The organism is Enterobacter sp. EC_50 (genome assembly GCF_019584525.1).
In the GTDB taxonomy this organism is placed as follows: domain Bacteria; phylum Pseudomonadota; class Gammaproteobacteria; order Enterobacterales; family Enterobacteriaceae; genus Enterobacter; species Enterobacter roggenkampii.
Window position 1 is genome coordinate 24,345 of sequence record NZ_VDAF01000027.1, and the last position, 19,904, is coordinate 44,248.

At 57.1% G+C, this 19,904-nt stretch carries 19 protein-coding genes; 4 read left to right on the plus strand and 15 right to left on the minus strand.

The window, feature by feature from the left end; all coding sequences use genetic code 11:
* Window positions 1-122 precede the first annotated feature (122 nt).
* The 3 genes from crl to gpt form a co-directional block, all read right to left on the minus strand.
* Window positions 123-524, minus strand: coding sequence for a sigma factor-binding protein Crl (gene crl, locus FHC48_RS19480; protein WP_008500249.1), 402 nt, complete (start codon window positions 522-524; stop codon window positions 123-125).
* 57 nt (window positions 525-581) lie between these two features.
* Window positions 582-1,826: an esterase FrsA gene (gene frsA / locus FHC48_RS19485; RefSeq protein WP_008500250.1), complete on the minus strand. Its 1,245-nt coding sequence runs from the start codon at window positions 1,824-1,826 to the stop codon at window positions 582-584.
* A 106-nt stretch (window positions 1,827-1,932) separates the two neighbouring features.
* Window positions 1,933-2,391 carry a xanthine phosphoribosyltransferase gene (gpt, locus tag FHC48_RS19490; RefSeq protein WP_003863205.1) on the minus strand — a complete coding sequence of 153 codons (459 nt, stop codon included), beginning with the start codon at window positions 2,389-2,391 and terminating at the stop codon, window positions 1,933-1,935.
* A 260-nt stretch (window positions 2,392-2,651) separates the two neighbouring features.
* Here gpt and pepD point away from each other — a divergent pair, with 260 nt between their 5' ends.
* On the plus strand, window positions 2,652-4,109 hold the full coding sequence (gene pepD, locus FHC48_RS19495) for a cytosol nonspecific dipeptidase (RefSeq protein WP_059364038.1): 1,458 nt from the start codon (window positions 2,652-2,654) through the stop codon (window positions 4,107-4,109).
* Between the two features lie 76 nt (window positions 4,110-4,185).
* Here the strand turns inward: pepD and dinB are convergent, their stop codons facing one another.
* From dinB to FHC48_RS19535, 8 genes are all read right to left on the minus strand, one after another.
* Window positions 4,186-5,244: a DNA polymerase IV gene (dinB, locus tag FHC48_RS19500; RefSeq protein ID WP_008500252.1), complete on the minus strand. Its 1,059-nt coding sequence runs from the start codon at window positions 5,242-5,244 to the stop codon at window positions 4,186-4,188.
* 108 nt (window positions 5,245-5,352) lie between these two features.
* Window positions 5,353-5,556: a (Na+)-NQR maturation NqrM gene (gene nqrM / locus FHC48_RS19505; protein ID WP_023615899.1), complete on the minus strand. Its 204-nt coding sequence runs from the start codon at window positions 5,554-5,556 to the stop codon at window positions 5,353-5,355.
* Window positions 5,556-6,779, minus strand: a complete 1,224-nt coding sequence (nqrF, locus tag FHC48_RS19510) for an NADH:ubiquinone reductase (Na(+)-transporting) subunit F (RefSeq protein WP_023293209.1) — start codon at window positions 6,777-6,779, stop codon at window positions 5,556-5,558. The genes nqrM and nqrF overlap by 1 nt, the downstream gene beginning before the upstream one ends.
* 10 nt (window positions 6,780-6,789) lie before the next feature.
* Window positions 6,790-7,386, minus strand: a complete 597-nt coding sequence (gene nqrE, locus FHC48_RS19515) for an NADH:ubiquinone reductase (Na(+)-transporting) subunit E (protein WP_008500255.1) — start codon at window positions 7,384-7,386, stop codon at window positions 6,790-6,792.
* A 6-nt stretch (window positions 7,387-7,392) separates the two neighbouring features.
* Entirely contained in the window at window positions 7,393-8,031 is a 639-nt protein-coding gene (locus FHC48_RS19520; RefSeq protein WP_008500256.1) for an NADH:ubiquinone reductase (Na(+)-transporting) subunit D, read from the minus strand.
* Complete coding sequence (locus FHC48_RS19525) at window positions 8,024-8,818, minus strand: Na(+)-translocating NADH-quinone reductase subunit C (protein WP_023293210.1); 795 nt, start codon at window positions 8,816-8,818, stop codon at window positions 8,024-8,026. The genes FHC48_RS19520 and FHC48_RS19525 overlap by 8 nt, the downstream gene beginning before the upstream one ends.
* Window positions 8,811-10,046, minus strand: coding sequence for an NADH:ubiquinone reductase (Na(+)-transporting) subunit B (locus tag FHC48_RS19530; protein WP_008500258.1), 1,236 nt, complete (start codon window positions 10,044-10,046; stop codon window positions 8,811-8,813). Before FHC48_RS19530 ends, FHC48_RS19525 begins: the two co-directional genes overlap by 8 nt.
* Before the next feature lie 3 nt (window positions 10,047-10,049).
* A complete protein-coding gene (locus tag FHC48_RS19535; protein ID WP_023326742.1) occupies window positions 10,050-11,393 on the minus strand; it encodes a Na(+)-translocating NADH-quinone reductase subunit A in 1,344 nt (447 codons plus the stop codon).
* Window positions 11,394-11,691: 298 nt separating this feature from the next.
* Here FHC48_RS19535 and dpaA point away from each other — a divergent pair, with 298 nt between their 5' ends.
* Entirely contained in the window at window positions 11,692-12,432 is a 741-nt protein-coding gene (gene dpaA / locus FHC48_RS19540; RefSeq protein WP_008500261.1) for a peptidoglycan meso-diaminopimelic acid protein amidase, read from the plus strand.
* Here dpaA and FHC48_RS19545 read toward each other — a convergent pair.
* Window positions 12,403-13,170 (minus strand): class II glutamine amidotransferase, encoded by a 768-nt coding sequence (locus tag FHC48_RS19545; protein ID WP_008500262.1) that lies wholly within the window; start codon window positions 13,168-13,170, stop codon window positions 12,403-12,405. The two genes, dpaA and FHC48_RS19545, sit on opposite strands and share 30 nt — an antisense overlap.
* A 48-nt stretch (window positions 13,171-13,218) precedes the next feature.
* Window positions 13,219-13,797, minus strand: a complete 579-nt coding sequence (gene lpcA / locus FHC48_RS19550; protein ID WP_021242877.1) for a D-sedoheptulose 7-phosphate isomerase — start codon at window positions 13,795-13,797, stop codon at window positions 13,219-13,221.
* Window positions 13,798-14,036: 239 nt separating this feature from the next.
* Between lpcA and fadE the strand changes: the two genes are divergently transcribed.
* Together fadE and FHC48_RS19560 are read left to right on the plus strand one after the other, a co-directional pair.
* On the plus strand, window positions 14,037-16,481 hold the full coding sequence (fadE, locus tag FHC48_RS19555; protein ID WP_059364040.1) for an acyl-CoA dehydrogenase FadE: 2,445 nt from the start codon (window positions 14,037-14,039) through the stop codon (window positions 16,479-16,481).
* Between the two features lie 108 nt (window positions 16,482-16,589).
* On the plus strand, window positions 16,590-17,360 hold the full coding sequence (locus FHC48_RS19560; protein ID WP_059364041.1) for an amidohydrolase: 771 nt from the start codon (window positions 16,590-16,592) through the stop codon (window positions 17,358-17,360).
* 57 nt (window positions 17,361-17,417) lie between these two features.
* Here FHC48_RS19560 and FHC48_RS19565 read toward each other — a convergent pair whose 3' ends face one another.
* Complete coding sequence (locus FHC48_RS19565) at window positions 17,418-19,019, minus strand: gamma-glutamyltransferase family protein (protein WP_059364042.1); 1,602 nt, start codon at window positions 19,017-19,019, stop codon at window positions 17,418-17,420.
* A 9-nt stretch (window positions 19,020-19,028) separates the two neighbouring features.
* A complete protein-coding gene (locus tag FHC48_RS19570; RefSeq protein WP_021242873.1) occupies window positions 19,029-19,904 on the minus strand; it encodes an ABC transporter permease in 876 nt (291 codons plus the stop codon).

Here is a 19,904-nt window from a genome sequence, read left to right on the forward strand (position 1 = left end):
GAAAATCCCGGCAGATAAGCCGGGATTTTTTTTGCCCGGTGGCGCTACGCTTACCGGGCCTACGGGATAGTGCATTTTGTAGGCCGGGTAAGGCGAAGCCGCCACCCGGCGCTGTGACGCTATCAGGCGGTCAGCTTCACCGCTTCGCTGGAAAAATCATCCGCTGGCTCGAACTTAAGATCCAGGGTGGCCAGCAGTGCGCTCGCTTTGTCGTGAAACTCTTTCAGGGTATATTCCAGGCGATCGATCACTTCCTGATCTTTAATGGTGGTGGCCTGCCAGTTACCGTCTTTATTAAACAGGCCAAACTGGTAGCTATACGTAAAGCGTTTTTCCTCTGCTTCCATTTCCATCCACCAGCCCCAGAATTCACGTTTTTCGGGTGCAGGCTTCACGTTGACGCATACAGCCAGGCAGTCGAAAAAAAAGCGATTCTCTTCACACTGCTCTTCTCGAATATACGGGCCAAGAGCCATGAACTTCTTAATCAATCTACTTTTCGGGTGTCCACTCGGTAACGTCATTGCGATCTCCTTTTGTGAAGCCACTGTTTTACCAAACCAGCGAAATTTAGCAATCTATTAACACAATCTCTGAGCGATCCAGCGCGTAATCTCCTTCAGAGCTTTATCGAAATTCTGATAGACCGGGCTGAACGGCACCTCAAGCAATTTGCCATCCGCAGATGACGACGTGATTAAGCGCGACTCTTCTTCCGGACTGAACGGATCGTTTTTCCAGAACCCCGACAGCATCGGCGTCGGACAGCGACGTCCCAGCAACCCTTGCGTTTTTAACGAGTAGCGATTGAGCTCAACGCGCAGCGCTTCGTCTGATGCATCATGCATGCCAAGACGGCTGGCCAGCACATCAAGGTACATTTCGGGCACGCTCCCCTGGCGTGCGGGATCGCTGAGCAGAGCATGAACGACCGGTCCAAGGCAGGCGACAGCTTTCAGGCGGGAGGATTCAAGGTAAGCCAGACGCACCGCGACGTTTGCGCCAAAGCGGAAGCCGAATGCCGCCACGCGGGTGTGGTCAACCCACGGAATGTTTTCCAGCGCTTTTAGCGCATGCTGGTGCAGCAGGCTGGAATCCTGAGTCAGTTTCCATTTGGAGGAGAAGCCAATTGAGGGCATATCCAGCGTCAGCATCGCGATCCCTTTTGGTGCGAAGTAGCGCTCATACAGGCTGTAATAGTCAATTTGCAGAGAGTCCAGCCCGCCGCACATCAGCACGGTCGGGAACGGGCCTTCACCTTCGGGCATATGCAGGAACCCGGTAACGGGCGCCCCGCCCGGAACAGCGAACTCAAGCTCGCGCATCTGGCCCGGCAGGCGTTGAGCCGCCTCTTCGTAGGCGCGATTCGCCAGCGCCTGCGCCTGTTCAGCCAGCTCATCGCCTTTCAGATGTGGATACGCGGCAATGGCATAGAGGTTGGCCGCATGCAGCCAGTGTTTGCCGCTGCGCGTGGCATCCTCTTCCTGGCTGGCTTTTTGCTGCCAGAGCATCGCCTGTTTAGACCACTCGTAGATCCAGTTTCCGCCACGGTAGCCCACCACCGTATCATAGAGTTCGCTGTCGGTACGCTCGGCTTCACTCATCACGATACGTGCCTGCACATCAAGGATTTCACGGGGGTCGATACCGCGCCAGATCCACATCAGGCGGTTAATCATGCGATACCAGTGAGGCACGTTTTTACCGTCTAACGCAGACTGGACGGCAGGCTGAGTACCCGGATTGAAGCGACGCACCAGCGTCGACGTTTCAGGGTGTTTGAAACGGGGTTTGAAGAGAGTCTCGGTGAGATTCGCCTGCGTCATTGCATTGCCTCCATGAATACGTCGTATAGAGACTATTGTAACGCGCGTCAGACTAAAAAAAACAACGCCCGGCATCACCGGGCGTTAAATTAATTGCGGAACGTGATTAACGACCCGAGATAGGCGGTACGAAGACCACGCCCATATCCCATGGTTGTTCAATCCAGGTATCCTGCGGAATATCAATCACGTAATCGTCAACCAGCGGGCGGCCAGCAGGCTTCGCGAAGATAGTGACGAAATGTGCTTTCGGATACATTTCGCGGATAGCCACGGCGGTACCACCGGTATCCACCAGGTCGTCAATAACGATGAAGCCTTCACCGTCGCCTTCCGCGCGCTTCAGCACTTTCAGCTCGCGCTGGTTGTCATGGTCATAGCTGGAGATGCAGACGGTATCGACATGACGAATACCCAGCTCACGTGCCAGCAGCGCCCCCGGTACCAGACCGCCACGGCTGACGGCAATAATGCCTTTCCACTGTTCGGAAGGCATCAGACGCGCAGCCAGTTTGCGTGCGTGAATCTGCAACATGTCCCAGGTGACGACGTATTTTTCGCTCATGTGAAGTGTCCCAGCCTGTTTTTATACGGCTTAAAAAGTGTTCGAGGGGGAAATAGGTTGCGCGAGATTATAGAGATCTGACGCACTAAAAACCAGTGTTTAGCGCCCTCTGCCTGAGTTTTTACATGCTTTATGCTACCAGCCAGCAGAGAAAGTGGTATTCTCAGTTTCATCTCGCAAGCCTGACTTGTGGTAACTATTAACCTGCTAACCCTGTGACCTGCAACCCTGTTTGCAGCGCCTCGACAAGGAGACTTATCGTGTCTGAACTGTCTCAACTATCTCCGCAGCCGCTGTGGGATATTTTTGCCAAAATCTGCTCCATTCCACACCCTTCCTACCATGAAGAACAGCTTGCCGAACATATTATGGGCTGGGCGAAGGAAAAAGGTCTGCATGCGGAACGTGACCAGGTTGGCAACATTCTGATCCGCAAACCCGCCACCGCAGGCATGGAAAACCGTAAACCGGTTGTGCTGCAGGCGCACCTGGACATGGTGCCACAGAAGAACAACGACACCGTTCACGACTTCACCAAAGACCCAATCCAGCCATACATCGACGGCGACTGGGTGAAAGCGCGCGGCACCACCCTGGGTGCGGATAACGGCATCGGTATGGCCTCTGCGCTGGCCGTGCTGGCCGACGACAGCGTTGAGCATGGTCCACTGGAAGTGCTGCTGACCATGACCGAAGAAGCGGGCATGGACGGGGCGTTCGGTCTGCAGGCGAACTGGCTGCAGGCGGATATCCTGATCAACACCGACTCCGAAGAAGAAGGCGAGATCTACATGGGCTGCGCGGGCGGGATTGATTTCATCTCTACCCTGCCGCTGTCACGCGAAGCGATTCCTGCCGGTTTCCAGACCTTCAAGCTGACGCTGAAAGGGCTGAAAGGCGGCCACTCCGGCGGTGATATTCATCTGGGTCTGGGTAACGCCAACAAGCTGCTGGCACGCTTCCTGGCAGGCCATGCGGCCGAGCTGGATCTGCGTCTGGTAGACTTCAACGGCGGTACCCTGCGCAACGCGATCCCGCGCGAAGCCTTCGCCACCGTAGCGGTTCCAGCGGCAAAAGCCGACGAGCTGAAAAAACTCTCCACCGTGTACCTGGATATCCTGAAAAACGAACTGTCGGCGAAAGAGAAGAACCTGACCGTGGTGCTGGAATCCGTCTCCACGGAGAAAGCCGCGCTGACCGTGCAGTCTCGTGACACCTTCGTTCAGCTGCTGAACGCGACGCCAAACGGCGTAATCCGCAACTCTGACGTGGCGAAAGGCGTAGTGGAAACCTCACTGAACGTGGGCGTGGTGACCATGAGCGACGACAGCGCGGAGATCATCTGCCTGATCCGCTCCCTTATCGACAGCGGTAAAGAGTATGTGGTGAGCATGCTGGAATCTCTGGGCACGCTGGCGGGCGCGAAAACGTCTGCAAAAGGCAGCTACCCGGGCTGGCAGCCGGATGCAAGTTCTCCGGTGATGGCGCTGGTGCGTGAAACCTATCAGCGTCTGTTCAACAGCACCCCGAACATTCAGGTGATCCACGCCGGTCTGGAATGTGGCCTGTTCAAGAAACCGTATCCGGATATGGATATGGTGTCCATCGGGCCAACCATTACCGGCCCGCACTCGCCGGATGAGCAGGTTCATATCGAAAGCGTCGGTCATTACTGGACGCTGCTGACTGAACTGCTTAAGGCGATCCCAGTTAAGTAATACCCTCATCCCAGCCCTCTCCCACAGCGAGAGGGTGAAAAACCCAGGCCCGGTAAGCGTAGCGCACCGGGCTTTTTTACAATCCTAATACCAGCTGTCGCTCTAACTGCGGATCCAGCAGCGTGACGTGCAATCCCACCAGCCTGACCCCTCGTCCACCTCGTCGCTCTTCCCATGCCTTTTTTGCCGTCGCGATAAGATCGTCTTTGTTCAGACGCGGCCAGACGTGTTCCTGCGTGGTCTGCTGGAAATCGTTGAATTTGAGCTTGATGCCCTGACGGGCAATCAGCAGGTCCGGTTTTACCTTGCTTAAGCGTCGTTCCAGCTCAGGATAAAGCTGTTCCGTGATAATGGTTTCGCATTCGGACCAGTCATGAATATCTTCAATGAGGGTTCGCTCGACGCCGACGGATTTCCGCAGCCGTTCGCTGTTCACATCGCGATCGTCAATCCCCTGGCTGCGCTCCCACAGCACGCGGCCAAACTTCCCGAAGCGCTTGAGCAGCATGGCGAGGTCGCTTCGCTGCACGTCTTCGCAGGTGCGTAACCCCATGCTTTCCAGCTTTGCGGCGGAGACTTTCCCGACGCCGGGGATTTTGCCAAGCGGCAGCGTTTTTAAAAATGCAGGCACCTCTTCCGGCGTAATGACGTACTGGCCGTTGGGCTTATTTAAATCCGAAGCGATTTTGGCAAGGAATTTAACGGGCGCGACCCCCGCAGACGCCGTCAGATTCAGCTCGTTGAAAATCGTCTGGCGGATCTCCTGCGCCATCAGCGTGGCGGAGCCGTGGCAATGCACGCTGTCGGTCACATCGAGATAGGCTTCGTCCAGCGACAGCGGTTCTATCAAAGAGGTATAGCGGGAGAAGATTTCCCGAATATGAAGGGAAGCCTCTTTATAGGCGTCGAACCGCCCGGGCAGAAGCGTGAGATGAGGGCAAAGCTTTAAGGCCATCGCCGTCGGCATGGCGCTACGCACGCCAAATTTGCGCGCAGGGTAGTTGGCGGTGCTGATAACGCCACGCTGAACGCGGCTGCCGCCAATAGCGATGGGAATATCCCGCAGCGCCGGGTTGTCTCGCATCTCCACTGCGGCAAAAAAGCAGTCCATATCAACATGGATTATTTTGCGCATAGTAAGCCCTCACTCATCACTGGATAAGTATACAGTAAATAAATGAGGGTTGAGAAGCAGATGTAAGAATGCCGGGTGGCGGCGTTGCCTTACCCGGCCTACAAAAACTTAAATAATGCGCTGCTGCTCGCGCGCCATGCGTTTTTTGCGGGCGTCGCACGGTTCCGGGCAGTCGCAGACCTTCTCCATGCCAATGGAGGAAATACCGCCGCAGCTGCCCTGAATGCTTTTCCGCTTAACGATCCAGCCTAAAGACATGCCAAAGATGACAAGTACAAAAACCACAAAGGTTGCCAGAAACGTCAGCATCATCAGCCTCCAAAGTCATCGAGCATGATGTTCTCATCTTCGACGCCGAGATCTTTCAGCATCTTAATCACGGCGGCGTTCATCATCGGCGGACCACACATATAGAACTCGCAGTCCTCGGGAGCCGGGTGCTGCTTGAGGTAGTTTTCATACAGCACGTTGTGGATGAACCCCGTATAGCCCGTCCAGTTATCTTCCGGCTGCGGATCGGAGAGCGCCACGTGGAAGGTAAAGTTCGGGTTTTCACGCGCCAGCTGTTCAAATTCATCATCGTAGAACATCTCACGCAGCGAACGCGCCCCGTACCAGAAGCTGATTTTACGCTTGCTGCCGAGCCGCTTGAGCTGGTCAAAGATGTGCGAGCGCATCGGGGCCATGCCGGCACCGCCGCCGATAAAGACCATTTCCGCGTCGGTATCTTTCGCGAAGAACTCCCCGAACGGGCCGGAGATGGTCACCTTATCGCCCGGCTTCAGGGACCAGATGTATGATGACATCACGCCCGGCGGCGCATCCGGCACATTTGGTGGCGGCGTGGCGATACGCACGTTGAGCATGATAATGCCCTTCTCTTCCGGGTAGTTGGCCATCGAGTAGGCGCGCAGCGTCGGCTCTTTTACCTCTGATACAAAGCGGAAGAGATTGAATTTGTCCCAGTCGGCGCGGTACGCCTGCGGAACGTCAAAGTCCGCATACGCCACGGTATGCTCAGGGCACTCAATCTGAATGTATCCTCCGGCGCGGAACGGGACATCTTCCCCTTTCGGCACCCGCAGCTTCAGCTCTTTGATAAAGGTAGCTTTGTTATCATTAGAGATAACTTCACATTCCCATTTTTTGACGCCGAAAATCTCTTCCGGCAGTTCAATCTTCATGTTCTGACGCACTGCGACCTGACAGGCCAGACGGCAGCCCTCTTTTGCCTCACGCTTTGTGATATGCGACAGCTCGGTGGGCAGAATATCGCCGCCACCCTCTTTTACCGTCACGCGGCACTGCCCACAGGAGCCGCCGCCGCCGCAGGCCGAGGAGACAAAAATTCCGTTACCGGACAGCGTGTTGAGCAGCTTATCTCCCGCAGGCGTGCGGATCTGATTCTGCGGATCGTCGTTAATATCAATCACCACGTCGCCGGAATTCACCAGCTTCGCCCGCGCCGCCAGAATGAGCCCTGACAGCACCAGTACAATCAGCGTGAACATCACCACGCCAAGAATAATTTCCATCTGTTAGCCCTTATAGCTGCACGCCGGAGAAGGACATAAAGCCCAGTGCCATCAACCCGGTGGTAATAAAGGTGATCCCTAAGCCACGCAGGCCTGCAGGCACGTTGGCATATTTCATTTTTTCGCGGATCCCCGCCATGGTGACAATCGCCAGCATCCAGCCGATGCCGGAGCCGAAACCGTACACCACGGATTCACTGAAGTTGTAATCACGCTGAACCATAAACGAGACGCCGCCGAAGATGGCGCAGTTCACCGCGATCAGCGGCAGGAAGATCCCCAGCGCGTTGTACAGCGACGGGAAGTACTTATCGAGGATCATCTCCAGGATTTGCACCAGCGCGGCAATCACGCCAATAAAGGTGATGAAGTTCAGGAAGCTGAGGTCAACCCCTTCCACCAGCGCGCCGTCCCGCAGCACAAAGTTGTAGACCAGATTGTTAATCGGTACAGATAAGCCAAGCACCACGGTGACCGCGATACCCAGCCCAAATGCCGTCGACACTTTTTTGGACACCGCAAGGAACGTACACATGCCGAGGAAAAACGCGAGCGCCATGTTTTCAACAAACACCGCGCGCACAAACAAACTCAGGTAATGAGCCATCGTCGGTTACTCCTTTTCCTGCTGTTCTGGTCTCAAGGTACGAATCAGCCAGATCAACAAACCGATAATGAAAAATGCGCTGGGAGCCAGCAGGAACAGGCCGTTTGGCAGATACCATCCACCGTTTTGCACCGTGTCCAGCACCGTGATGCCAAACAGCTTACCGCTGCCAATGAGCTCACGCAGGAAGCCAACGGTCAGCAGGATCACACCGTAGCCGAGGCCGTTACCGATACCGTCCATAAAACTCGCCAGCGGCGGCATTTTCATGGCGTAGGCTTCCGCACGCCCCATCACAATACAGTTGGTGATGATCAGCCCGACAAACACCGAGAGCTGTTTGGAGGTTTCATAGGCGAAGGCGCGCAGCAGCTGATCGACCACGATCACCAGCGAGGCGATGATCGCCATCTGCACGATGATCCTCACGCTGTTGGGAATGTGGTGGCGGATCATCGAGATAAACATGCTCGAAAATGCCGTGACCAGCGTGACCGCCAGCGTCATCACCACCGCCGTTTCCAGCTTGGTCGTCACCGCCAGGGCTGAACAGACGCCCAGCACCTGCAGCGTAATCGGGTTATTGGCCAGCAGTGGGCCAATGAGCACCTTTTTGACTTCTTTCAGTTCACCGGTATCAGCCATTGTTCAGCGCTCCTTCACGTACGTTTTTCAGGAAAGGACCAAAACCCAGCTCGCCCATCCAGAAATCAAAACTGTGCTGCACGCCTTTGGAGGTGAGCGTGGCGCCGGACAGCCCGTCGACGGCGTAGTCGTCACCGGGACGTGCCGCCCCTTTCATCACCTTCAGCGCAGGCAGACCGTTATCGTCGAGCACTTTCTTACCGATAAACTGTGCCCGCCAGTTCGGGTTTTCTACTTCGCCCCCCAGCCCCGGCGTTTCGCCCTGGTCGTAATACGTAATGCCTTTTACGGTACGGCCATCCGTATCAAGCGCCACAAAGGCATACATCATTGACCACAGGCCGTTGCCGTAGACAGGAAGCACCACTTCCTGAATGCGTTTTTGGGGGTCACGCACCAGATAAATTTCGGCGAGATTGCTGCGGCGCTTAATCCCGGCGGGATCTTGCGATGCCTCGAGCGTCAGGCTCATCTGCGGATCTTTCAGCGCCAGCGCCTGGTTATACTTCGCCGGATCTTTATCCAACAGCTGGCCGGTTTTCAAATCCACCAGACGCGGTGAAATACGCTCCGCAAATACCGCCGAGACGTCGTCTGCACTCATCCCTTCCTGCATCAACCCGGCCACGGCCAGTATGTTGCGCTGTTTATCCAGCGCACGTTGCGCCTGCTGCAGGGGTTTTAACCCCACGGCAGAGCCGGCCACGACAATCGAACAGACCAGACAGAGCACCAGCACCACCAGCAGCGTTTTGCTGATACTGTCGTTATTTTTAACTTCAGCCACGCGCCTTCCTCCGCTTAATGTTGGCCCGCACCACCAGGTAATCGAAGAGTGGCGCAAACAGGTTGGCAAACAGAATGGCCAGCATCATTCCTTCCGGGTACGCCGGGTTGACCACGCGGATCAGGACACACATCGCGCCAATGAGCACGCCATAGCTCCATTTACCTTTGTCCGTAAACGAGGCAGAGACGGGGTCGGTTGCCATGAACATCATGCCAAACGCGAAGCCACCCAGTACCAGATGCCAGTACCAGGGCATGGAGAACATTGGGTTGGTGGTCGAACCGATAACGTTGAACATCGTGGCGGTCAGCACCATGCCGATCATCACGCCCGCCACAATTCGCCAGGAGGCCACGCGCCCAAACAGGATGATCGCTCCACCAATCAAAATCATCAGCGTTGAAACTTCACCAATGGAACCCGGAATGTTGCCAATAAAGGCATCAAACCAGGTCACAGGCTGACCCGTCGCGTTGTTCACCAGCGTTTCGCCGCCGTGTGCCGCCCACTGTGAAAGCGGTGTCGCGCCGGAAAAACCGTCAGCTGCCGTCCAGACCAGGTCGCCGGAGATTTGCGCCGGATAGGCAAAGAAGAGGAACGCACGCCCCGCCAGCGCCGGGTTAAGGAAGTTCCGCCCGGTGCCGCCGAAGATCTCTTTGGCAATGACCACGCCAAAGCTGATGCCCAGCGCTGCCTGCCAGAGCGGTAGCGTCGGGGGAACAATCAGGGCAAACAGAATAGAGGTCACGAAGAAGCCTTCGTTGATCTCATGTTTACGGATGATAGCAAACAGCACTTCCCAGAAGCCGCCCACGATAAAGACCGTGATGTAAATCGGCAGGAAGAACACCGCCCCCAGCGTCATCATGCTCACCCAGCCCGCGTCTGGCGCAAAGCTCACCCCTAACGACTGGGCCAGACGGTAGTGCCAGTCAGACTGAAGCACCTGCGCCAGCTGCTGCGCATCGTACATGTGGTGCAGCGCCGGAATGGTCTGCAGACCGACGTTGTACATCCCCCAGAACATCGCCGGGAAGACCGCAAACCACACCAGGATCATCATCCGCTTAAGGTCGATGGCGTCACGGACGTGCGCCGCTCCTTTCGTCACCAGCCCCGGCGTGTAGAAAATGGTCGCCGTGGCTTCATACAGCGGGTAGTACTTTTTGAGCTTCCCTTCGGTAAAGTGCGGCTCAATTTTTTCAAAGAGGTGTTTTAAGCCCATCGGTTATCCTTCCTGCTCAATGCGGGTTAACACCTCGCGCAATACCGGTCCATATTCGTATTTTCCCGGACAGACATAGGTACAGAGCGCCAGATCTTCTTCGTCCAGTTCCAGACAGCCCAGCGCCTGCGCGCTGTCGGTATCGCCAGCGAGCAGATCGCGCAACAGCATGGTCGGCAGAATATCCAGCGGCATGACGCGCTCGTAGTTGCCAATCGGGACCATAGCGCGCTCGCCGCCGTGCGTACTGGTCGAGAAGCTAAACAGCTTATTACGCAGGAAGTGCCCCAGCGTGGTACGGGTGACGGAGTATTTTTCCGCACCGGGCAGCACCCAGCCGAACAGCTCTTTCTCGCGGCCTTCCTGCACAATGCTGACCTGCAAATGGAAACGTCCCAGATAGGCGTGCGCCTGCACGGCATGGCGGCCACTGAGGACCGAACCGGAAATCAGCCGGTTTTCGCCTGCCTTGGTTTCTTCGTTCAGCAGTTCATTGATATCAGCGCCAATCAGCGTCTTCACCAGACGCGGGTTTGCAGCCTGCGGCCCACCGATGGCGATGATGCGTTCCGCGCACAGCTCCCCGGAGGTGAAGAGCGTACCGATGGCGATGACGTCCTGATAATTAAGATGCCAGACCTGTTTCGTCAGGCTCACCGGCTCAAGGAAATGGATGTGCGTCCCGACCAGACCCGCCGGATGCGGGCCAGCAAACTCATTAAACGTGACCTGCCCCTGAGGATGACCGCCAAGCTTGCCGCCACCGGCCTGGCAAACGTGGACTTTTCCCGACGTCAGACGGGTTAAAACGGTAAGCCCGGCATCAAAGGCTTTGCGCTGTGCCAGGATAACCGGCTGCGGATCCACGCTGAGCGGGTTGGTATCCATTGCCGTGACGAAAATCGCGGCCGGTTCCGTGCCGGGAACCGGGGATTTACTGAAGGGACGCGTGCGAAGCGCGGTCCATAAGCCGGACGCCAGAAGCTGAGCCTGAACAGCCTCACGGCTCAGCGACGCGAGGTCTGCGGCATCGTAACGGGCGAATTCACGCTGTTCATCGCCTTCAATGCGGATCACCACCGACTGCAGAACGCGCCGTTCGCCACGGTTGATCGCCACAACGGTGCCGCTCGCGGGGGCTGTAAACATCACGCCGGGATTTTTTTTGTCCTCAAAGAGCGCCTGGCCTTTGATCACGCGATCGCCTTCCTGTACCAACATCGAAGGACGCATTCCCAGGTAGTCGTCGCCCACAATGGCGACATGACGGACACTTGCGCCTGTCGAAACGTGCTGCGCGGGCACGCCTGCAATCGGCAGATCAAGTCCTTTTTTGATTTTAAACATGTGGTTAGCAGGTTTCCATGAACAACAATCCAGTGGCCGCGAAGTGTAACATTTTCCCCTTCTCGCGGGCAGCGAATCCGCCGTCGCGCGCGCCAAATTGCGAGCTAATGCGCAAAGTTCCTGGAGCTATCGCGATTTTGATGGTTTATAAAGTAAAACTAATTTGTAAACTCACCGCCCGGCTCTTGCGAAAATCTATAGCGGTGCTAATGTGAGCGCTCCTAACAGAATAATCTGATTTCGGGTCTCTTTTGCCGTCCTGGCAAGTTGGTCATGGTTTTATCAAGGAACTAGTAGTATGCGTAAAATCGCATTGTTCATTGCGATGCTTCTGATTCCGTGCATGTCGTTTGCCGGACTGCTCAGCAGTAATAGCTCAACGACGCCGATCAGCAAAGAATATAAACAGCAGTTAATGGGATCGCCGGTTTATATTCAGATCTTCAAGGAAGAACGCACTCTCGATCTGTTTGTAAAAATGGGTGAGACGTATCAGCTGCTTGATAGCTACAAAATCTGTAACTACTCCGGTGGATTAGGGCCAAAACAGCGTCAGGGCGATTTCAAAAGTCCGGAAGGGTTTTACAACGTTCAGCGTAGCCAGCTCAAACCAGACAGCCGTTTCTATAAAGCCATCAATATCGGTTTCCCGAATGCCTATGACCGTGCACACGGTTATGAAGGTAAATACCTGATGATCCACGGTGCCTGCGTGTCTATCGGCTGCTACGCGATGACCGATTCCGGCATTGATGAGATTTTCCAGTTTGTCACCGGCGCGTTGGTCTTTGGTCAGCCAAACGTTCAGGTCAGCATCTATCCGTTCCGCATGACGGATGCCAACATGGCGCGTCACAAGTACTCGTACTACGCGGATTTCTGGAAACAGCTGAAACCCGGCTATGACTACTTCGAGCAGACTCACAAGCCGCCTGTTGTCTCGGTTGTGGATGGCCGTTACGTGGTCAGCAAGCCGCTGAGCCACGAAGTTGTCCATCCACAGCTGGCGTCAAATTACACGGTCCCCGAGACAAAATAGCACCCACTCGCCTGGCATAATCTTTTGCCAGGTTTCGTTGCCCGTCAGCGGCTGCGTTGCAATAACAGTGACCACATCGTTCGGTGTGGTCTCCTTCTGAAAGTCTATCTCCACATCCTGATCGAGCAGCGTTGCCACGCCAAACGGCGCACGGCGGGTGATCCAGAACAAATTCGTCGAGCAGAACGCCATCACATAGCGGCCGTCTGAGAGCAGCATGTTGAACACGCCTTTTTCGCGTAGCTCGGTCGCCAGCGTTGCGATGTATTTAAACACGGCAGCCATGTTGCCTGGCGTGCGGGGATAGCGCTCCGTCAGCTTGTGCAGCAGCCAGCAGAAGGCTTTTTCGCTGTCGGTTTCGCCTACCGGGCGGAAATTGCCCGTCTCCAGCGACTTATAGCCCGTGAGTTGCCCGTTGTGCGCGTAGGTCCAGTTTCGGCCCCACAGTTCCCGGGTAAACGGATGGGTATTTTCCAGCGCCACTTCGCCACGGTTAGCCTGGCGAATATGGGCGATCACCGAGCGGGACTTGATAGGATAGTCCTGCACCAGTTTGGCAATCGGTGAGTTAAAGCTGGGCTGTGGATCTTTGAACGTGCGACACCCTTTGCCTTCGTAGAAGGTGATGCCCCAGCCGTCTTTATGCGGCCCGGTTCCCCCACCGCGCTGAACCAGCCCAGTGAAGCTAAAGCAGATATCGGTTGGCACATTGGCGCTCATCCCGAGCAGTTCGCACATACATCACCTCCACAACAGCGGGGGGCACCGGCGCCCCCCAGCGAAGTCTTACTTAGCCATCTCTTTTTCGATCAGCTGGATCAGGATGTGGATCACTTTGATGTGAATTTCCTGAATGCGGTCAGCATAACCGAAGTGCGGAACGCGAATTTCAACATCCGCCGTACCGTCCATCTTACCGCCATCTTTGCCCGTCAGGGTGATGACTTTCATCCCTTTTTCACGCGCGGCGGCGATCGCTTTGATCACGTTACCGGAGTTGCCGGAGGTAGAGATCCCCAGCAGCACGTCGCCTTCACGGCCTACCGCTTCAACGTAGCGAGAGAAGATGTGGTCGTAACCGAAGTCGTTGCCTACGCAGGAGATGTGGCTCACGTCGGAAATCGCAATCGCCGGGTAGCCAGGACGGTTTTCGCGATAGCGTCCGGTCAGCTCTTCTGCGAAGTGCATCGCGTCACAGTGAGAGCCGCCGTTACCGCAGGAGAGCACTTTGCCACCCGCTTTGAAGCTGTCGGCCAGCAGGACCGCCGCGCGCTGAATAGCGTGAATATTGGCATCATCTTTCAGAAAGTTCGCCAGCGTTTCCGCCGCTTCGTTCAGTTCGTTACGAATAAGATCCTGGTACATGAGGATAATCCTTCAGTATTGATGAAATAACACAGTGGAGTGTACCGGATAGCGGGAAAAGCGAGAAGCTAAAGCCATGCGAAACGTCCGGCGTTTTGCTTTTTCGTGCCGGGTAAAACGCGAACAATGTGAACCAGGTTGTAATTATTTTGTAAACACATTGCTAAAGGAAATAACATCAACTACAACCATATCATCACAAGTGGTCAGACCTCCTACAAGCAAGGGAGCTTTTCTTTATGATGATTTTGAGCATTCTCGCAACCGTTGTTCTGCTCGGTGTGCTGTTCTATCACCGCGTAAGTTTATTCCTGAGCAGCCTGATTCTTCTGGCCTGGACGGCTGCGCTTGGCGTCGCAGGTCTCTGGACTATCTGGCTTTTAGTCCCTCTTGCCATCATCCTTCTGCCGTTTAACTTTGCCCCGATGCGTAAATCAATGATTTCTGCACCGGTGTTCAAAGGCTTCCGCAAGGTGATGCCGCCCATGTCGCGTACTGAAAAAGAAGCGATTGATGCGGGCACCACCTGGTGGGAAGGCGACCTGTTCCAGGGTAATCCGGACTGGAAAAAGCTGCATAACTATCCGCAGCCGCGTCTGACCGCGGAAGAGCAGGCGTTTATTGACGGCCCGGTAGAAGAAGCCTGCCGTATGGCGAACGACTTTGCTATCACCCATGAAATGGCCGATCTGCCGCCAGAGCTGTGGGCGTACCTGAAAGAGCATCGCTTCTTCGCGATGATCATTAAGAAAGAGTACGGCGGTCTGGAATTCTCCGCTTACGCTCAGGCTCGCGTCCTGCAAAAGCTGGCAGGCGTTTCCGGCATCCTGGCGATTACCGTTGGCGTGCCTAACTCCTTAGGCCCGGGCGAACTGCTGCAGCATTACGGTACCGAAGAGCAGAAAGATCACTACCTGCCGCGTCTGGCTCGCGGTCAGGAAATCCCTTGCTTCGCGCTGACCAGCCCGGAAGCAGGCTCCGATGCGGGCGCGATTCCGGATACCGGCGTGGTCTGCATGGGCGAGTGGCAGGGCGAGCAGGTGCTGGGCATGCGCCTGACCTGGAACAAGCGTTATATCACGCTGGCCCCTATCGCCACCGTGCTGGGTCTGGCCTTTAAGCTCTCTGACCCGGAAAGACTGCTGGGCGGCGAAGAAGATCTGGGCATTACCTGTGCGCTGATCCCAACCTCCACCCCGGGCGTTGAGATTGGTCGTCGTCACTTCCCGCTGAACGTGCCGTTCCAGAACGGTCCAACCCGCGGCCAGGATATCTTTGTGCCGATTGATTACATCATCGGTGGCCCGAAAATGGCCGGTCAGGGCTGGCGTATGCTGGTGGAATGTCTGTCGGTGGGCCGCGGCATTACCCTGCCGTCGAACTCAACCGGCGGTCTGAAGTCGGTGGCGATGGGGATTGGTGCCTACGCGCACATCCGCCGTCAGTTCAAAATCTCCATCGGCAAGATGGAAGGTATCGAAGAGCCGCTGGCGCGTATCGCGGGCAACGCCTACGTAATGGACGCTGCCGCCACGCTGATTACCTACGGCATTATGCTGGGCGAAAAACCGGCCGTACTGTCGGCCATTGTGAAGTACCACTGTACCCACCGCGCGCAGCAGTCAATTATTGACGCGATGGATATCGCGGGCGGTAAAGGCATTATGCTCGGCGAAGGCAACTTCCTTGCGCGCGGCTATCAGGGCGCACCGATTGCCATCACCGTGGAAGGGGCAAACATCCTGACCCGCAGCATGATGATCTTCGGTCAGGGCGCAATTCGCTGCCATCCATACGTGCTGGAAGAGATGGCCGCGGCGCAGAATAACGACGTGGATGCCTTCGATAAGCTGCTGTTCAAACATATCGGTCACGTGGGCAGCAACAAGGTGCGCAGCTTCTGGCTGGGCCTGACGCGCGGTCTTACCAGTTCGACGCCAACCGGCGATGCAACCAAACGTTATTATCAGCATCTGAACCGTCTGAGCGCCAACCTGGCCCTGCTGTCCGACGTTTCCATGGCGGTACTGGGCGGCAGCCTGAAGCGTCGCGAACGTATCTCTGCCCGTCTGGGCGATGTGCTGAGCCAGATCTTCCTGGCCTCTGCGGTCCTGAAACGTTACGACGACGAAGGCCGTCAGGAAGCGGATCTGCCGCTGGTGCACTGGGGCGTGCAGGATGCGTTGTATCAGGCTGAACAGGCGATTGACGATCTGCTGGCGAACTTCCCGAACCGCCTCGTGGCTGGTGCCCTGCGCGTGGTGATCTTCCCGACCGGTCGTCACCATCTGGCACCGTCCGACAGGCTGGACCACAAAGTGGCGAAGATCCTGCAGGTTCCGAGCGCAACCCGTTCCCGTATCGGTCGCGGTCAGTACCTGGCACCGACGCCGCATAACCCGGTGGGTCTGCTGGAAGAGGCGCTGCTTGACGTGATGGCCGCCGATCCGATTCACCAGAAGATCTGTAAACAGCTGGGCAAAAACCTGCCGTTTACCCGTCTGGACGAACTGGCAAAACAGGCGCTGGCCGGTGGCATTATCAATAAAGATGAGGCCGCTCTGCTGGTGAAAGCCGAAGAGAGCCGTCTGCGCAGCATTAACGTGGATGATTTCGAACCGGACGAGCTGGCGACGCAGCCGGTAAAGCTGCCGGAGAAGCACCGTAAACCTGAAGCGGCATAACGCGTTTCGCTTACCTAAACCCCGCCTCGCGCGGGGTTTTTTATTGCCACATTTTCTCGTTATGTCGTGCTACAGTGTCAAAAAGTGGTCGTTTGAGGAGTCTGTATCGTGCCTGGTCTGAAGATTTCTATTTTGCAGCAACCTTTAGTGTGGATGGATGGCCCCGCCAACCTGCGCCACTTCGATCGTCAACTCGAAGACATTACCGGGCGCGATGTGATTGTCCTTCCGGAAATGTTCACCACCGGCTTCGCCATGGAAGCGGCAAAACAGTCAATGCAGCAGGAGGAGGTGGTCGCCTGGATGCATGCCAAAGCGCAGCAGACTAATGCGCTGATCGCCGGCAGCGCCGCCCTGCAGACCGAACGCGGGCCGGTGAACCGCTTCCTGCTGGTCGAGCCGGAAGGAAAGGTGCACTTCTACGACAAGCGTCACCTGTTCCGTATGGCGGATGAGCACCATCACTATGAAGCCGGTAACGAACGCGTGGTGTTCGAGTGGCGCGGCTGGCGTATTCTGCCGCTGGTCTGCTACGACCTGCGCTTCCCGGTGTGGTCGCGTAACCGCAACGATTACGACCTGGCGCTGTATGTTGCCAACTGGCCTGCACCGCGCTCCCTGCACTGGCAGTCGCTGCTCGTGGCGCGCGCGATTGAGAACCAGGCGTACGTGGTGGGCTGCAACCGCGTGGGGACGGACGGCAACGGGCATCACTATCGCGGCGACAGCCGGGTGGTGAATCCGCAGGGCGAGATCATCGCCACCGCCGAGCCGCATCAGGCGACGCGTATTGATGCGGAGCTGTCCTTGACGGCGCTGAAGGAGTACCGGGAGAAGTTTCCGGCGTGGCAGGATGCGGATCCTTTTAGCATTGAGTGAAAATAAAGCCGGGTGGCGGCTACGCCTTACCCGGCCTACCAATGTTGCTCGCTTCTTTTAACTCACCAGCGCCTGCCCGTCTTTGCGGCTTTCCGTCGCGGCCACGTAGTGTCCTTCCGGCAGACGGTAAATCACCTGCGCACCACCGAAGTTGTAATCCTGAAGCGGATCTTCCACCACGATCTGATGCCCGCGCTCGCGCAGCGCGGCAATCGTGTTGCGATCGAACGTCGATTCAACGATCACCTCCCTGCCCTGCACCACGCGCCAGCGCGGCGCATCGATTGCCGCCTGCGGGTTTTGCCCGTGCAGCATGATGCGCAGCGCCATCTGCATGTGCCCCTGCGCCTGCATCGGGCCGCCCATCACGCCGAAGGACATCAGCGGCTTGCCGTTGCCGTCCATCGCAAAGCCCGGAATGATGGTGTGGAACGGGCGCTTGCTGCCCGCCAGCGCGTTCGGGTGATTTGGATCCAGCACAAAGCCACAGCCCCGGTTTTGCAGGCTGATCCCGGTATCCGGCACCACAATGCCTGAACCGAAGCCCATATAGTTGGACTGAATAAACGAGACCATCATCCCGCTGGCGTCCGCGGTGCTGATGTAGACCGTGCCGCTCTGCGTCGGGGAACCGTAGACAAAATCAGATGCGCTGTCGTGGTTGATCAGCGCCGCGCGCGACTTCAGGTAATGGTCGCTCAGCAGCTCTTTCGCCGCAAACGCCATGTGTGCTTCGTCTGCCACGTAGCGGTCGAGATCCGCCAGCGCCAGCTTCATTGCCTCGATAGAGAGATGCAGAGACTGCACGGAATCCGGATGATGCTTCTCAATGCCGCACTGCTCAAGAATGCCGAGCGCAATCAGCGTGGCGATCCCCTGCCCGTTTGGCGGCAGCTCCTGCACCGAGCCGCCCGCAAAGTCGCGTGACAGCAGTTCTACCCAGTCCACGCGGTGGTTGGCCAGATCCTCGGCCGTCAGGTGCGCGCCATGCTCTCTGGCGAAGGCGGCAATTTTCTGCGCCAGCTCACCGCGGTAAAAGGCTTCGCCGTTGGTGCGGGCAATCAGCTCAAGCGAGTTCGCCTGCGCCGGGTTACGGAAGATCTCCCCCACCCGCGGGGCGCGGCCTTCCGGGGCGAAACAGGCGCTGAAGCCCGGCTGATCTTTCAGCTTGTTATAGCCGCGCTGCCAGAGATGCCCAATCAGCGGGGAGACCGGGAAGCCGTTGCGCGCGTAGTCAATGGCGGGCTGCGCCAGGGTGGTCAACGGCAGCGTGCCGAAGCGTTCCGCCAGGGCGACCCAGCCGGATACCGCCCCCGGCACGGTCACCGCGTCCCAGCCGATTTCGGGCACCGCCGTTTTACCGGCAAACAGATCCGCATGCCAGCTCGCAGGCGAACGGCCGGACGCGTTGAGGCCGTGAAGCTTTTCACCGTCCCAGACGATGGCAAAGGCGTCGCTGCCGATCCCGTTGCCGGTCGGCTCAACCACCGTCAGCGCCATGGCGGCGGCTATGGCCGCATCCACGGCATTCCCGCCCAGCTGCAGCATCTTCATTCCCGCCTGCGCCGCCAGCGGCTGCGAAGTGGCAACAGCGTTATGGCCCAGCATTGGCGGGCGGCGTGAAGCGTAACCGGACGTAAAATCTAGCGCTTTGGTCATCATGACTCCTTAGTCGTGGCGCGGATCGAGCGCATCGCGCAGCCCGTCGCCGAGTAAATTAAAGCCCTGCACGGCAAGGAAAATCGCCACGCCGGGGAAAATGGACATCCACGGGGCCTGCTCAAGAAAACCTTTGGCGGTGTTGAGCATGGAGCCCCAGGATGGATTGGGCGGCTGCTGTCCCAGCCCCAAAAACGACAGGCTGGCTTCAGCGATAATCGCCGAGGCAATCGCCAGCGTGGCCTGCACCAGAATCGGCGACATCACGTTGGGCAGAACGTATTTGATGATGATCCAGCGATCCGGCAGGCCAATTGCCCGCGCGCCGTCGATGTACTCTTCGTTGCGAATGGCGATCACCTGGCCGCGCGTCAGGCGGGCGAAGATCGGCATCGCGGAAAGGCCGATGGCGATCATCGCGTTCGTCAGGCTCGGGCCCAAAAACGCCCCCAGCGCGATCGCCATGATCAGGAACGGGCAGGCCAGCAGCGCCTCGATCACGCGCGAGATGACGCCGTCCCACATCTTCTGGAAGTAACCCGCCACCAGCCCCAGCGGTACGCCGATAACCACGGCAATCACCACAGACATACAGCCCGCCATCAGCGAGGTGCGCGCCCCCCAGATAATGCGGGATAGGATGTCTCGCCCCAGCTCGTCGGTGCCGAACCAGTACATCGCCGACGGCGCTTTGCGCACCGCCAGGAAGTTGGCTTTGACCGGGTCGAACGGGGCGATCCACGGCGCCAGCAGCGCCACCAGCACAAAGAATCCCACCACTGCCGCGCCAATGACCGCGCTTTTATTGGCGAGGAATTTTTTCAATACCCGGTTTTGCGCCCGCGGCAGTGCGGGCGCAACGGTTTGTGTCGTCAGTTCCGCCAT